Below are 14,643 nucleotides of genomic sequence, written 5' to 3'. Positions count from 1 at the left end.
CACTAAAAAACCCTAAAAAATATCAAATATTATATACTTTAAAAACAAAAAAAATCTAAAAACTACCCAAAAAGTAATCTTTAAAATTTGAATTAAATGATAAATTTTATTATTTAATATTATTTTTATTTTATATAAGATATTATTTCCTTGTTAATAAATTTTATTAAAAGGATAGGTAATCTTTATGAAAAAACTTACAAATGACTTCGGAAATAAAGTTGCAGATAATCAAAATTCCCTTTCAGCTGGTCCAAAAGGACCTCTACTTTTGCAAGATTATATTCTGCTTGAAAAACTTGCTCATCAAAATAGAGAAAGGATTCCTGAAAGAGTAGTGCATGCTAAAGGAAGTGCTGCTTATGGAGAACTCAAAATAACTGCCGATATTTCACAATTCACTAAAGCTAAAGTTTTACAAAAAGGAGAAGTTACACCGCTTTTCTTAAGATTTTCAACCGTGGCAGGAGAATCTGGTGCAGCTGATGCAGAGAGAGATGTAAGGGGCTTTGCAATTAAATTTTATACCAAAGAAGGCAATTGGGATTTAGTTGGAAACAATACACCAACTTTCTTTATAAGGGATCCTTACAAATTCCCAGATTTTATCCACACTCAAAAAAGAGATCCAAGAACGCATTTAAGAAACGCAAATGCAGCTTGGGATTTTTGGACATTATGCCCTGAATCTCTCCACCAAGTTACAATTTTAATGAGTGATAGAGGGATTCCAGCAAGCTATAGACATATGCACGGGTTTGGAAGCCATACTTATAGCCTTCTCAATGACAAAGGAGAAAGATTTTGGGTGAAATTCCACTTCAAAACTCAACAAGGCATTAAAAATTTAACCAACAAAGAAGCTGAAGAAATTATTGCTAAAGATAGAGAATCTCACCAAAGAGATTTATACAATAGCATTGAAAAAGGAGATTTCCCTAAATGGACATTCCAAGTGCAGATTTTACCTGAAAATGAAGTGGATAAATTAGGATTCAATCCCTTTGATTTAACAAAAGTATGGTCCCATAGTGTCGTGCCTTTAATGGATATTGGAGAGATAATTCTTAACAAAAATCCACAAAATTACTTCAATGAAGTGGAACAAGCTGCCTTTAGTCCAAGCAATATCGTTCCAGGAATTGGCTTTAGTCCTGACAAAATGCTCCAAGGTAGAATCTTTAGCTATCCTGATGCACACCGATACAGAATAGGAACCAACTATCATCTCTTACCTGTCAATAGAGCAAGAAGTGAAGTTAATACTTATAATGTTGCTGGGGCTATGAATTTTGATGAATATAAAAATAAATCCGCTTACTATGAACCAAACAGCTATGATGATAGCCCAAAAGAAGATAAAAATTATTTAGAACCTGATTTAAACTTAGAGGGTGCAGCCCAACGATATGCACCGCTAGACAATGATTTCTATACTCAACCAAAAGCCTTATTTGATATAATGAATGCTTCCCAAAAAGAGCAACTCTTCAAAAATATTGCCTCATCAATGGAAGGTGTTGAACAAAAAATCATAAACAAAGCTCTAATGCATTTTGAAAAAATAAGCAAAGAATATGCAGAGGGCGTTAAAAAAGCATTAGGTCAATAAATCTTTAGAGTGAGATTGTCACTCTAAAATCATAACTATTAAAAATCAATCTTTAGATTGGCTAATAGATAAACAAGGATAAAATGATGAATGAAATATCTTTAGAAGAAGAAAAACGATTTGGAGAGCTTTGCAATATGGCTTTTAATTTTGCTAGAAATAATGAATTTGAAAATCTAAAGATTATGATAGAAGCTGGATTAAATGTTAATTTAAAAACACACAAAGGTGATACTCTACTTATGTTAGCAGCTTACAACAATTCTTTAGAAACTGCTAAAATGCTACTTGAAAAAGGTGCTAAAGTGGATGAGAAAAATGACAGAGGGCAAACTCCACTCGCTGGAGTTTGTTTCAAAGGATATCTGGATATGGCAAAACTATTAGTCAGTAATGGTGCAAATATTGATGAGAATAATGGCTTAGGAATGACTCCCTTTTCTTTTGCTATTATGTTTAGACGCAAAGATGTTGCAAGGTATCTTATGATGCACTCCAAACAAAGCCTCTTTAAAAAGACAAGTTTTTTAATTTTAAATCTTTTGAAGAAATAACAATTTTATTCTTTTTTTGATTTGAGAAACTCATAATACATAGCATTAAGTTTTTCTATAGATTCTTGCAATTCCTTAGAATGAGGGAGTTGCGATTCTAATAATTCTAAGCGTTTTTGCAAATAATTAAAAAGTTGAAATTGAATATCTGGAATCTTATTTAAATCATTGCTTTTGCCTTTTACTACAACCTTTGCAGGAATCCCAACGGCTGTAGAATTTGGCGGCACAGAAGCAATCACAACAGAATTTGCACCGATTTTAGAATTTGCTCCAATAGTAATATTGCCAAGCACTTTAGCCCCTGCTCCAATAATCACATTATCTTCTATTGTTGGGTGGCGTTTAGTTTTTTCTAAACTCACTCCACCCAAACTCACACCTTGATAAATCGTTACCTCATTCCCTACTTCTGCTGTCTCTCCAATCACCACACCAATTCCGTGATCAATAAAAACTCTATGCCCAATTTTACAAGCAGGATGAATATCAATATTAGTAATCCACTGCGTAAAGCCCATTAAGATTCTAGCTAGAATCTTAAAGCCCTTTAAATGCAATTTATGAGCAAGGCGATAATGCACTAATGCAATTAATCCAGGGTAGTTAAAAAATAATTCAATTTTAGAATTAATCGCAGGATCTTTTTCTAAAATAACGCAAAAATCTTCTTTGATAGTCCCAAAAAGGCTTGTAGCATATTTCAATTTAACTCACCTTGACTTTTAAATACCGTTCGTAAATAGCCATTTTCGCTTAGCATAACATAAAGTTGTCCCAAAACTTCTTTTTTTTCATCTTGAGGAATTTCTGTGCTTTCATCAAGTTTTTGCTTAAGCCTTCTTTCAATTTCTTTGGTATCAAAATCCAAATCATCTAATACATCTAAAATCGTTTGTGCTTCTAAAAGATTTTCAATCTCATATTTCCCCTCTTCTTCATCAAAAACCACGCTAAATTCTGTAGGGTGAGTGAATAGGTTATGTCGCATTCCAAGCACTTCTTGATAAGCCCCTACAAGAAAGAAGCCCAAAAAGTATTCTTCACTATTCACATCAATATCATGCAAATACAAAGGATAATTCTTATCAAATGCAATCTCTCCATCACTATCACAGGTAATATCCCACAAACTCGCACTCCTTGTAGGACGCTTATTTAATCTATCAAGCGGAATAACTGGAAAATTTTGCTTCAATCCCCAATAATCTGGCAAACTTTGGAAAAAGCTACAATTTAACAAATACCGCTCTTGCACCTGCTCTTGAATCCGAATAATGTCACTATGGTTTTTGTGTTTTAAAATCTTAATCACTTTTTTAATAATAAGATGCACTAAAACTTCGGTATTACTCCTATCTTGCAAATCAATATAACCTAAATCAAAAAGTGTAAGGAGTGATTCCATATGCTCTAAACTATCGTGTAAATACTCAATAGCCGATCTTTCATTAATCGTATTATACAAATCCAAAAGTTCTTCTACAAGGGGAGGATTTTTATCTTTGAGGTGCAAAGCTTTTTCATCATATTCTTGTGAAAACAACTCCAAAACAGGACTTATTAAAACCGCGTGGCTAGCAGAAACATAACGCCCCGATTCAATAAAAATATCAGGTTCAGGCTCTTTTTTGTTCTTAGCAATTTCTTTAAGCGTAAAAATAACATTTCCACTAAATTCCCCAAGCGTATAATTACGATTTTGATAGGCTTCATATTGCGTGTATTCAACAGCCAAACCACCCCCAATATTCACATTATTAAGATTCTTTGCACCCATTTTACGCAATTCAGCATAAATATTCCCAGCTTCTCTTAAAGCTTTTTTAAGTGGTGCAATATCACTTATTTGACTGCCAATATGGAAGTGAATCATTGTAAATTGTTCTAATAATTTATTTTTTTGCAAAAGATAAATAGCTTCCACCAATTCAGTTGCAGTTAATCCAAATTTAGAATTAATGCCACCACTTTTTGCCCAAATTCCAACTCCTGTGCTATGAAGACGGATTCGCAATCCAATTTTAGGATAAGGCTTTCCCATAGCCTTTGCTACTTCAATGATTGTCTCTAATTCATTTAATCCTTCAATAGTTAAAGTAATATCATGACCCATTTTAGCTGCGATAAAACCCAAAGAAATCATTTCTTTATCTTTAAAACCATTGACCGTAATAGGGGCATTTTCATTTGTATAAGCCATTGCAATAATAAGTTCTGACTTACTTCCTGCCTCTAGTCCATAGCAACGATTCTGTGTTTGTTCCATAAGGGGCAAAATAAAATTAGGAAAATGATTAACCTTAATAGGAAAAACTGCTTTAAACTTGCCCTTGTAGTGATATTCTTTAATAGAATTTTCAAAATGTGAGAAGATTTTTTCAACTTGTTTCTTCATTAAATGAGGAAACCGAATAAGTAAAGGACCGCGATATCCTTCCTCACGCATTTGTTTAACAATATCAATTAATGCAGGTTTATTACCAAAATTAACTTTGACCTTGCCATCTTCAATAATAAAATCATCATTTGCCCAATAATGAATACCATAATCTACCATACTATTTCCCTTACAGAATTAAATAAGGCAAATTTTAGCATAAGTCCATTACAAAGCAAATAGAATAATTAACAAAAAAAAGACTAGGCTGTAATATCTAGCAAACTTTGATACATAGAATCGGCTGTTTGCATACTTGCCACATTAGCCTCTACGCCATTTTGTGCTGTTATGGTATTAGCTGTGCTTTGAGTTAAATCTGTATTTGAAGTCTCCAAAGTTGCATTTTGCACATTGGCATTGATTCCGCTTTGAGCATTAGAAAAAGCATTATATCCCGAATAACTATTCATTGAAATTGGATCCATTGAACATCTCCTTATTTATGTAAAAGCATTATACTACTAAATTCCAAAAGAATCTACTAAAATTTTATTTTAGCGGTAATATTTTCTTAGTTTTTCATCAAGCGGAGATAATAATCGATACAATGCTGGCACCACTAGCAAACTAAGAATCATTGACACTAACAATCCACCAATCACTGCAATCCCCATAGGAGATTTTATCCCACTCCCTGCTCCACCTGCTAAGGCTAAAGGCAACATTCCAAAAATCATTGCAATGGTTGTCATTAAAATTGGTCGCAACCTAGATTCTCCTGCTTTGATAATAGCACTCTCTAGCTCCATACCCTCTCTGTGCTTTTCATTAGCTACATCAATAATTAAAGTTGCATTTTTACCCACAAGCCCCATAAGCAACATAAGCCCCATAATGCTAAACAAACTAAGCGATTCACCGCTAATAAAAAGCCCTAAAAAAGCTCCTGTGAAACTTAAAGGCAAGGTAATCATAATAATCAAAGGCTGAATGAGCGATTCATATAAAGCCGCTAAAATAAAATAAATCAAAATAAACGCCATAGTCATTGCTATTGTAAAAGCTTCATTGCTTTCTTGCATATATTTAGCATAACCCTCAATCTTATAATGAACACTAGATTCTAACCAAGAATCCTTGTTTTCCTCCAAAAAGTTTGTAGCCTCACCCAAACTTACATTTTCTGCCAAATTAGCATACACCATCACACTTTTTTGCCTATCATAATGTCTAATTGTAGTAACTCCCCCTACTTCTTTGATTTTAACCATTCCTTCTAAAAATACATTTTCTCCCTTTGCATTGCGTAAAGTAAGAGTTTTTAAGTCTTCTATTTGATTCCTTTTGGGAGCTAACAACACAATATCATATTCCTTACCATTTTCACGATAATAAGAGATCTCCTGTGTGCCACTAAAAGCAGAATTAATAACCCAAGCGATTTCTTGAGCACTAAATCCATACTGACTTGCTAAAGCCCGATTGATAGTTATTTCTAATTGTGGAGTTTGGGGTTTAATATTAGTGTGAATGTCTTTATATTTTCCACTTTGCTCCATAAAGTTTGTAATTCTCTCAACACTAGTTTGCAAAGCAACATTATCCAATGAATAAAGTGCTAATTGAAGTGGCGAATCATCTTCTCCTAAGCTAATTTGAGGAATCTCAATCAAAGTGATTTCTAAATCAAATTGTTTTGCATAATCTGCATAAACTCCTCTTAAAAACTGCATTACTTCTTGCAAATCCCTTTCTCTTTTGTTATAAGGCACCAAACGCACATAAATTTTTGCTTCATAAACCTTTTTCTCTGCTGTGTAGCCAATCTTTAAAATGCTATATTCCACCTCTTCTTCTTGACTTAATCGCTCTTGTATTGCTAAGGCTTGTTTTTGCATTGCTTCTAGCGAGATTCCAGGTTTTGCGGTGAGATTAATATCAAATTCTGCCTTGTCTTCTGAGGGCAAAAACTCCACTCCCAGTCGCGTAATCAAAAGGAGTGAAACCACAAAAATACTCACAATACTTAAAATCACAAAAGCTTTATGGGCTAACACCCATTTAAGAATCCGCACATACATTGCTTCTAAAGCCTTAAAATATTTTTCTGTTTGGAGATAAAAAGCACTTTGTGTGTGATTGGCAACTCTTGAGCTTAACATAGGAATAAAAGTAATAACAACAAAAAAAGAAATAATAATACAAGCACCAAGACTAATACCAAAAGAAACAAAGAATCTTCCCGTGATTCCACCCATATTGGCAATAGGAACAAAAACTGACAAAAGCATTGCAGAAATAGCTATTAGTGCAAAAATAATTTCTTTAACCCCTATTAATGCTGCTTCTTTACGCGGTATTCCTGCTTCAATCTTTTTATAAATATTTTCAATAACCACAATCGCATCATCAATAATAATCCCAATTGCCAAGGTAATTGCAATCAATGTTGTAAGATTTAAAGTCATACCCCAATAATACATAAACGCAAAAGTTCCCATAATTGAAGCAGGAATACTCAAACTTGCAATCCAAGTCATTGAAGCATTACGCAAAAAGAAAAACACTACAAAAACTGCCAAAAATGCACCCAAAATTAAATCAAGCTCTACAGACCAAATCGTATCTTTAATATAAGTAGTCGTATCTCTTAAAAGCGTTAAATTGTATTTTGGGCTGCTTTCTTGCAAACTTGGTAGAATCTCTCTAATGGCATCGGTGATTTCAATCTCATTTGCCCCTGAAATCTTTTGTATTTCAAGCAAGATTCCATTCCCTTGAAGATCTTTAGAAAGCAAGTTTGCAAAACTTCTTTGTTCTTCTGTAGAATCTTCAATCTTAGCAATATCACTTAGCTTAATATTATCACCTACAAGAATATTGCCTAATTCTTCTAAATTCTTAGAATCGGCTTGTGTGAGAATCTTCCATTCTTTATCTTTGGTGATAATTCTACCCCCATCAATTTCTACATTTTGGGCACCAATAGCTCTTGCTAGATCTAAGTAAGTTAAGTTATATTGGTTAAGTAAAGTAGGATTAGGTATGATTCTAATCTCTCTTTCTAAAAACCCAACCAAATTAACTTTACCCACTCCTTTGATGCGTTGCAACAAAGGCTTAATATTCCAATTTGTATGCGTATTTATTTCTAAAAGTTCTTTTTCATTGGTAATTGGAGTTTTAGGCGATACAAAAAGCGAAATAATAGGCGCACCACCAACATTAAATTTTTCAACCACAGGGGATTTCACTTCACTCCCAAAACTAACAGATAGAACCTTATCGCGCACATCATTAGCTGCAATTTCAAGGGGCTTTTCTAGCTCAAACTCCGCCACCACCACGCTCACACTATCACTACTATTAGAAGTGATTTTCTTTAGCGATTCAATTCCGCTAATAGCTTCTTCAATCTTTTCTGTTACCTTACTCTCAACAATCTCAGGATTAGCTCCAGGATAAAGCGTGGTAATGGTAATCACAGGAATATCGACATTAGGATAAAGTGAAACACTAAGTCTTTTTAGGGCATCTGCACCAAAAAATATCAGCGCCATTACAAACATTAAAGTCGCAATGGGTCGCTCTATTGCTATCCTTGACATTATTGTCCCAAAATCAAACCATCGCCAAAGATTCCAGAAGGCAAATCTCTCTTTAAGAGTGCCTCTGCTTTTGCTTTTTTGGTTTTCATATCAATGCTAGGATAGATTTTTGTGAGTATCAAAGGATCTTTTTGTTCAATATTTTGGAGTTTGTATTGAAATTTATCGCCGACTTTAACTTGACTAAAATACTGCGAATCAAACTCAATCATCGCCTTTTTTTGCTTGGATTCTAGCACAAAAAGTTTGCTTGAAATAGCCCCCACACCATCACCAACTTCAACAAATTTATTACTAATAACACCACTAAAGGGTGCATATAAGATAGTTTTATCCAAAAGTTCTTTTTGTAAATTATAATTAGCTTGTGCTTTTTTAAACGCATAAAGACTAGATTGATATTGAGATTGTATTCTCTCAAAAGTGTTTTTATCAATCACATTTTTAGAAGATTGATAACGCTTGTATTGAGATTCTAAAAAATTATATTCAATCTTAGCAGAATCCAAAGTTGCCTTGGCAATTTTCACATTTTCTTGCAAATCCTTTGCTTTGAGTGTGAGTAATTTCTCCCCTTTTTCAACAAAATCTCCCACTTCTACAAAAATCTCTTCTATAACGCCATTACTAGCTAAACTTAAAGTAGCACTTTGAGTGGCTTGGATATTAAAAGTCGCATAAATCCCCTCTCCAAATAATGGCAAAAAGCATAAAATACTGATTAAAATTTGCCTCATAAAAACTCCTCTAAATTCTCACCATTAGAATAAAGAAATTCTGCCTTTTTAATCTCATAATCAAAACGCGCTTCATCATAAAAAGATTGTGCGTTAAAAAGATTTGAAAGTGCTTTTAGGTATTGCGTGTAGTCAATTAATTGCGAATTAAACTTTTCTTTTGCATAAGTATAAGCTATGGAAGCGGAAGTGAGTGCAGATGAAGCCCATTGAATTTTTTCTTTTGCGGTTTCAAGGGCATTTTGGGCGATTATACGCTCCCTTTTTTGCGAATCTTTTTGATAAGCGTATTCAGAGTTAGCCGCTAAGGCTTGTAAATGGGCTGATTCTTTAGCTTTTAGCGTCGCAAAAGAATCAAATAACACAAAAGAGACACTAACCCCAAAAACATTCTGATATTTGGGATCATCAATAGAAACAGGAAAAGGAAGTGCTGGGATATTGCGGTTATGGTATTGATAGTTTGTGTAGCGATTGCTTAAGGCAATGGTTGGCAAATAAGTGTATTGCGTGGAAGCATTTTCTAGGCTTTTGACATAATGGAATTGTGCTTGTAAATCTGCCCTTTGTTTTTGCGGTGTTTGAGTAGAAATTTCTTTAATATTTACCAAATCATCTAAAAGAAAATTCTCCACTCCGCTTAAAAGGCTTATTTGTTCTTTACGAGCTTCTAGAGCTAAGTTGATATTTTCTAATTGATAAGAATTTTGTGAAAACTGCGATTTAATCGCCTCTAGCGTATCTTGTGAAGCAAGTCCAGATTCAAAAAAAGTCTGGTATTTGATGATGCTTTGTTCTAATTCATTTTGTTGGCTTAAAAGTGCCTTGCGTTTTGATTTTAAAGCTAGGGCTTGAAAATATTCTTGAATGATTTTTAAAAAAATCTGCTGCTTTGTGCTTAGGGCAGAGAATTCAGAAGCTTTGATTTTGTGGTTTTGAATCGCAAACTTTCCTTCTCTTTTTAATCCATCAAATAAAAGCCAAGAAGCTTCAACAAAAGGTCCATTAATGCTTTTGGGATAAAAAATATCTGGATTATTGGTATTTTGGTAGGCATAGCCCACTTCAACTTTGGGCAAATACCCTGAATAAAGCGCCTTTTTCTCTTCCTTTAAGGCTTGAGTTTGGTAATTTTTTGATTCTAGTAAGGGATTATTATTAGCACTAATAATAAGAGATTTTAGGGGATTTGCAGATATATCCATACAAAAAAGACAAAAAACCATTAAAGACATTATCTTTTTTGACATTTTCTCCCTTTCACTATCAAGATTTTATCAAGAATATTACTATGCAATTTCTTAAGAATTGTATCTAAAAAACCACTAAAAGAAACTTTTGATAAGTAAAATATCCAAAAATGCCATTTAGCTTTAATAGCTCTGTAAAGGAAAATTGAGTCTTAAAAATAAGTCAGAGAAAATCCAAGAAAGGATTAGCAATAATCCAAGCCCAAAGGCTAGGATTATTAAGAAGGTTAATTAAGAGAATTGTTATTCGACTTCTGCGTCAATCACATCATCATCTTTTTTGTTTTGTTGTGTTGCACCACCTTGTGCGTTTTGATCTTTTTGATACATTGCTTCAGCAAGTTTGTGGCTTACTTCTGTGAGTGCCTTAACTTTTTGCTCAATCTCTTCTTTAGAAGCATTTTCATTTTTCAAAGTTGTTTGCAAATCGTTGATTGCATTTTGAATCTTTTCAGCCTCACTTGAATCAATTTTCTCTTTCATTTCATCAAGGCTTTTTTGAGTTTGATAAACAAGGCTATCTGCTTGATTTCTTACTTCAATCGCTTCTTTTTTCTTTTTGTCTTCTTCTTTGTTAAGTTCAGCATCTTTTACCATTTTTTCAATTTCAGAATCAGATAATCCGCTAGAACCTGTGATTTTGATTTCTTGAGCTTTGCCTGTTGCTTTGTCTTTAGCACTCACAGTTAAGATACCATTTGCATCAATATCAAAAGTAACTTCGATTTGAGGCACACCTCTTGGCGCTGCTGGGATACCGCTTAGCTCAAAATTTCCAAGCACTTTATTATCTCTTGCAAGTTCTCTTTCCCCTTGTAAAACTTGAATAGTTACAGCCGGTTGATTGTCTTCTGCCGTTGAGAAAACTTGATTTTTCTTAACAGGAATAGTCGTGCCTCGATCAATAATCTTTGTCATCACTCCACCTAGCGTTTCAATTCCCAAGCTAAGAGGCGTAACATCAAGCAACAAGACATCTTTTACATCACCTTTTAATACACCCCCTTGAATCGCCGCACCAATTGCCACAACTTCATCTGGATTCACTGATTTATTAAGCTCTTTGCCGATAAATTCTTTCACTCTTTCTTGAACTTTTGGAATCCTTGTAGAACCACCTACCATAACAACTTCTGCAATATCGCTTTTGCTTAAATCTGCATCTTTGATAACATCGCCGATTTTATTAATAGTTTGATTGATATAAGATTCAATGAGCGATTCAAACTTAGCACGACTAATCTTTTTAACCAAGTGTTTTGGACCGCTTGCATCCGCTGTAATAAAAGGCAAGTTAATTTCAGTTTCTTGCGCGCTACTTAACTCTTTTTTAGCGTTTTCTGCTGCTTCTTTTAGTCTTTGAAGTGCCATTACATCGTTTTTAAGATTGATTCCATTTTCATCTTCAAATTCTTTTGCTGCCCAATCAATAATCGCGTTATCAAAGTCATCTCCACCTAAAAACGCATCACCACCTGTTGCCAAAACTTCTACAACATTATCGCCTGTTTCTAGCACGGTAACATCAAATGTCCCACCACCCAAATCATACACTACGATTTTTTCTGCTTGTTTTTTATCCAAACCATAAGCAAGTGCTGCTGAAGTTGGCTCATTGATGATTCTAAGCACATTAAGCCCTGCAATTGTCCCTGCTTCTTTAGTCGCCTTTCTTTGCGCATCGTTAAAATAGGCTGGAACGGTGATAACTGCTTCTGTTACTTCCTCACCCAAATAACTTTCTGCATCGGCTTTCAGCTTCATAAGAATCTTTGCAGAAATCTCTTGTGGTGTATAAACTTTTCCTGCAATTTCAATTGCACAAGCACCATTTCTATCAACCACTTTATAAGGAAGTCTTTTCTTGGCTTCTTGAGCTTTGTCTTCATTAAACATTAATCCCATAATTCTCTTAATAGAATAAATGGTTTTTTCTGGATTGGTGATAGCTTGTCTTTTTGCAGGATCTCCTACTAAAATCTCACCTTTATCAGTAAAAGCCACAACCGATGGAGTTGTATTTTTCCCTTCTTTATTTGCAATGATTTTTGATTCATTTCCTTCAAAAACCGCCATTGCTGAATTTGTTGTTCCTAAGTCAATTCCTAATACTTTTCCCATAATTTATCCTTATTAATTAATTTTATTTTGCAATGCTAACCATTGATGGTCTTAGCACTCTTTCTTTATATTTATAACCCTTTTGCATCTCTGCGACAATCTCTCCTACATTGTGCGAATCACTTTGGACTTGCATAATAGCATCGTGGAAATTAGGGTCAAACTCTCCGTTTGCATCAATAGGTTCAATCCCATGTTTTGCAAGTGTTTTTAAAAGATTATCCAATGTTAGTGCAATGCCCTCCTCTATTTTTCCTAAAATTTCAGCTTGATCACTATTTTCTTTTGAATCTTTAATTGTTTTTAAAGCAATCTCTAAAGTATCAATGCTTGGCAATAAATCTTTTGCTATTTTTTCATAAGCATATTCTAAGGCTTGATCTTTTTCTCTCACTAAACGCTTTTTAGTGTTTTCAAAATCAGCATAAGTGCGCAAATATTGATCTTCTAATTCCTTAATTTTATTTTGAAGCGATTCTTTAGAATCTTGCTCTGCATTCTCCTGCAATTCTTGCTCTTGATTCTCATTTCCAGAAGAATCTATCTTTTCATTTTCATCTTGCATTCTAATTCCACTCCTTGATAACAAAAATAACTACTCCAAAATGAAATTTTAGCAATTATTCTTGTGAATTTCAAGTAAAATTATATAACTTTAGTCTATTAATGTCAAGTTAAATTAATAAAATAAGCTAAACTTTCTTAAAAATAAAAATTTAATTATGAGTTGTTTGGGTTGAATTTAAGCTTGTTTTAATGGCTTATTTTTTTAAAAAACGAATTAGACAAAAGAGCTTTGCAAAATATAGTAGCAATGTATGCAAAAACTTTAACAATAATTTAGTTAAGATTCTAGGTAAGGCAATTTAGCTTTTTTGGGTATCAAGGATTTTATAAGTAAAGCTTTGCTAATTTTCTAAAATATTTTATTTGGAATGATTTTTAAAAAGGGATTTTTGGAATGAAAAAAATAATCATATTGTTGCTGTGTGTTTTGGGGGGATTTACCGGATTTGCTAAGGAATTTACTATTGAAAATGGCAAAACCCTTATTTTAGAGAGTAAATCACCAAATCCCAAAAGTATCATTCTAGATAAAAGGGAGTATTTGTGGATTCCACATCCAAAAGATGATAGCAAAAAAATCTTATTTTTAGCTGTGCCTTATTATACAAAAGAGCAAACTATTAAGCTTGGAAGCGATAATGTTTTGCAAATTATTAAAGGGGATTATAAAAGTGAGCAAATTAGCGTAGATTCTGCTAAGGCTAAGCCAAATCCTAAGAATCAAGCAAGAAAGAGATGAGGCAAGTAAAATCTACCAAACTTATACAAAAGGGTATTATTGGGATAAGCCTTTTATTTATCCTATGAAAAGTAAAATTACTAGTGAATTTGGCAATGCAAGAGTATTTAACCAAGAAGTAAAAAGCTATCATAGCGGAACAGATTTTAGAGCTGCTATTGGAACACCAATTTATGCAAGTAATAGTGGCAAAGTCGTGATTGCAAAAGATCGATTTTTAGCAGGAAAATCTGTAGTAATTGACCATGGGGAAGGGATTTTTAGTATGTATTATCATTGCAGTGAAATCAAAGTCAAGGAAGGCACTAGAGTAAAACAAGGAGAACTCATTGCATTAAGTGGCAATACTGGTAGAGTAAGCGGACCGCATTTGCATTTTGGAATTTTGGTGCGAGGAGCACAGGTTGATCCAATTGATTTTATTGCCAAAATTAACGCATCTTTAGAGGAAAACTAAAATGGAGAAAATATTTCAAGATTTAAAAACTATCTCTTTAGCAATGTTTAGAAAAAATTTCTTTGGAATCTTTCATGGTTCTATTTCAACAAAACTCGAAGAAGGGCATTTCCTTATCAACAAAAAAGATGCGATTTTTGATGATTTAAATGAAGAATCACTCATTACTCTTTATCACAAACAAGATTATCGTTGGCAAGAAGCTAGTATGGACGCCTTTATTCATTCTCTACTTTATCAAAATATTCCTAATGCCAAATATATTGCCTATGGAATGCCCCCCTTTACAATAGCCTATACACTCTCAAATAACAAAATCACTCCAAAAGATTATTTTGGTTATAAGATTCTAGGCACTCTAGAGGTGTATGATCCAAAAGATTATGATAATTGGTATGAAAGAGCAGATGTTGAAATCAATCGCTATTTCAAAGAAAATGATAAAAAAATTATGGTTATCAAAGGCTATGGAGTGTATGTGTATCATCGAGACTTGCAATATCTCTCAAAATTAATGGCGATTTTAGAAAATTCGTGTAAAGTCTTGCATTTTCATAGCATTTTAGAAGGTAACAAACCTTCTTATGAATTACTTGATTTTTAAGTATAGAAAAA

11 protein-coding genes and 1 pseudogene are annotated in these 14,643 nt (G+C 33.5%); 4 read left to right on the top strand and 8 right to left on the bottom strand.

All coding sequences use genetic code 11. The features are described from left to right. Window positions 1-187: 187 nt before the first annotated feature. Window positions 188-1,612: a catalase gene (locus HCAN_RS02210; protein ID WP_006655106.1), complete on the top strand. Its 1,425-nt coding sequence runs from the start codon at window positions 188-190 to the stop codon at window positions 1,610-1,612. An 86-nt stretch (window positions 1,613-1,698) separates the two neighbouring features. Next, on the top strand, window positions 1,699-2,166 hold the full coding sequence (locus HCAN_RS02205; protein WP_006655105.1) for an ankyrin repeat domain-containing protein: 468 nt from the start codon (window positions 1,699-1,701) through the stop codon (window positions 2,164-2,166). Window positions 2,167-2,171: 5 nt separating this feature from the next. Here the strand turns inward: HCAN_RS02205 and cysE are convergent, their stop codons facing one another. The 8 genes from cysE to grpE all read right to left on the bottom strand — a co-directional run bounded on the left by cysE (window position 2,172) and on the right by grpE (window position 12,830). After that, on the bottom strand, window positions 2,172-2,873 hold the full coding sequence (gene cysE / locus HCAN_RS02200; RefSeq protein WP_006655104.1) for a serine O-acetyltransferase: 702 nt from the start codon (window positions 2,871-2,873) through the stop codon (window positions 2,172-2,174). Continuing rightward, window positions 2,870-4,726 carry an arginine decarboxylase gene (gene speA / locus HCAN_RS02195; protein WP_006655103.1) on the bottom strand — a complete coding sequence of 619 codons (1,857 nt, stop codon included), beginning with the start codon at window positions 4,724-4,726 and terminating at the stop codon, window positions 2,870-2,872. The genes cysE and speA overlap by 4 nt, the downstream gene beginning before the upstream one ends. A gap of 83 nt (window positions 4,727-4,809) precedes the next feature. Further along, window positions 4,810-5,034, bottom strand: coding sequence for a flagellar basal body rod C-terminal domain-containing protein (locus HCAN_RS02190; protein WP_006655102.1), 225 nt, complete (start codon window positions 5,032-5,034; stop codon window positions 4,810-4,812). A 69-nt stretch (window positions 5,035-5,103) separates the two neighbouring features. Then, the gene (locus tag HCAN_RS02185; RefSeq protein WP_006655101.1) at window positions 5,104-8,157 is read right to left on the bottom strand and encodes an efflux RND transporter permease subunit; all 3,054 of its coding nucleotides are present in this window, start codon (window positions 8,155-8,157) and stop codon (window positions 5,104-5,106) included. After that, window positions 8,157-8,894: an efflux RND transporter periplasmic adaptor subunit gene (locus HCAN_RS02180; protein ID WP_006655100.1), complete on the bottom strand. Its 738-nt coding sequence runs from the start codon at window positions 8,892-8,894 to the stop codon at window positions 8,157-8,159. Before HCAN_RS02180 ends, HCAN_RS02185 begins: the two co-directional genes overlap by 1 nt. Then, on the bottom strand, window positions 8,891-10,144 hold the full coding sequence (locus HCAN_RS02175; protein WP_006655099.1) for a TolC family protein: 1,254 nt from the start codon (window positions 10,142-10,144) through the stop codon (window positions 8,891-8,893). Before HCAN_RS02175 ends, HCAN_RS02180 begins: the two co-directional genes overlap by 4 nt. 243 nt (window positions 10,145-10,387) lie before the next feature. Beyond that, entirely contained in the window at window positions 10,388-12,265 is a 1,878-nt protein-coding gene (gene dnaK / locus HCAN_RS02170; protein ID WP_006655098.1) for a molecular chaperone DnaK, read from the bottom strand. 22 nt (window positions 12,266-12,287) lie between these two features. After that, window positions 12,288-12,830, bottom strand: coding sequence for a nucleotide exchange factor GrpE (gene grpE / locus HCAN_RS02165; RefSeq protein ID WP_006655097.1), 543 nt, complete (start codon window positions 12,828-12,830; stop codon window positions 12,288-12,290). Window positions 12,831-13,226: 396 nt separating this feature from the next. Between grpE and pgp3 the strand changes: the two are divergent. Then, window positions 13,227-14,028 (top strand): annotated as a pseudogene (gene pgp3 / locus HCAN_RS08380) (peptidoglycan metallopeptidase Pgp3). A 1-nt stretch (window position 14,029) separates the two neighbouring features. After that, window positions 14,030-14,632 (top strand): class II aldolase and adducin N-terminal domain-containing protein, encoded by a 603-nt coding sequence (locus HCAN_RS02155; protein ID WP_006655093.1) that lies wholly within the window; start codon window positions 14,030-14,032, stop codon window positions 14,630-14,632. Window positions 14,633-14,643: the final 11 nt, after the last annotated feature.

This window comes from Helicobacter canadensis MIT 98-5491, from assembly GCF_000162575.1.
GTDB classification, from domain to species: domain Bacteria; phylum Campylobacterota; class Campylobacteria; order Campylobacterales; family Helicobacteraceae; genus Helicobacter_D; species Helicobacter_D canadensis.
This window is presented reverse-complemented; position numbering and strand designations above follow the sequence as displayed.

Coding starts and splice junctions, on each gene's coding strand:
- HCAN_RS02180 (WP_006655100.1), bottom strand. CDS start 8,894: ATGAGGCAAATTTTAATCAGTATTTTATGCTTTTTGCCATTATTTGGA.
- HCAN_RS02210 (WP_006655106.1), top strand. CDS start 188: ATGAAAAAACTTACAAATGACTTCGGAAATAAAGTTGCAGATAATCAA.
- grpE (WP_006655097.1), bottom strand. CDS start 12,830: ATGCAAGATGAAAATGAAAAGATAGATTCTTCTGGAAATGAGAATCAA.
- HCAN_RS02185 (WP_006655101.1), bottom strand. CDS start 8,157: ATGTCAAGGATAGCAATAGAGCGACCCATTGCGACTTTAATGTTTGTA.
- HCAN_RS02155 (WP_006655093.1), top strand. CDS start 14,030: ATGGAGAAAATATTTCAAGATTTAAAAACTATCTCTTTAGCAATGTTT.
- HCAN_RS02175 (WP_006655099.1), bottom strand. CDS start 10,144: ATGTCAAAAAAGATAATGTCTTTAATGGTTTTTTGTCTTTTTTGTATG.
- dnaK (WP_006655098.1), bottom strand. CDS start 12,265: ATGGGAAAAGTATTAGGAATTGACTTAGGAACAACAAATTCAGCAATG.
- speA (WP_006655103.1), bottom strand. CDS start 4,726: ATGGTAGATTATGGTATTCATTATTGGGCAAATGATGATTTTATTATT.
- HCAN_RS02190 (WP_006655102.1), bottom strand. CDS start 5,034: ATGGATCCAATTTCAATGAATAGTTATTCGGGATATAATGCTTTTTCT.
- HCAN_RS02205 (WP_006655105.1), top strand. CDS start 1,699: ATGAATGAAATATCTTTAGAAGAAGAAAAACGATTTGGAGAGCTTTGC.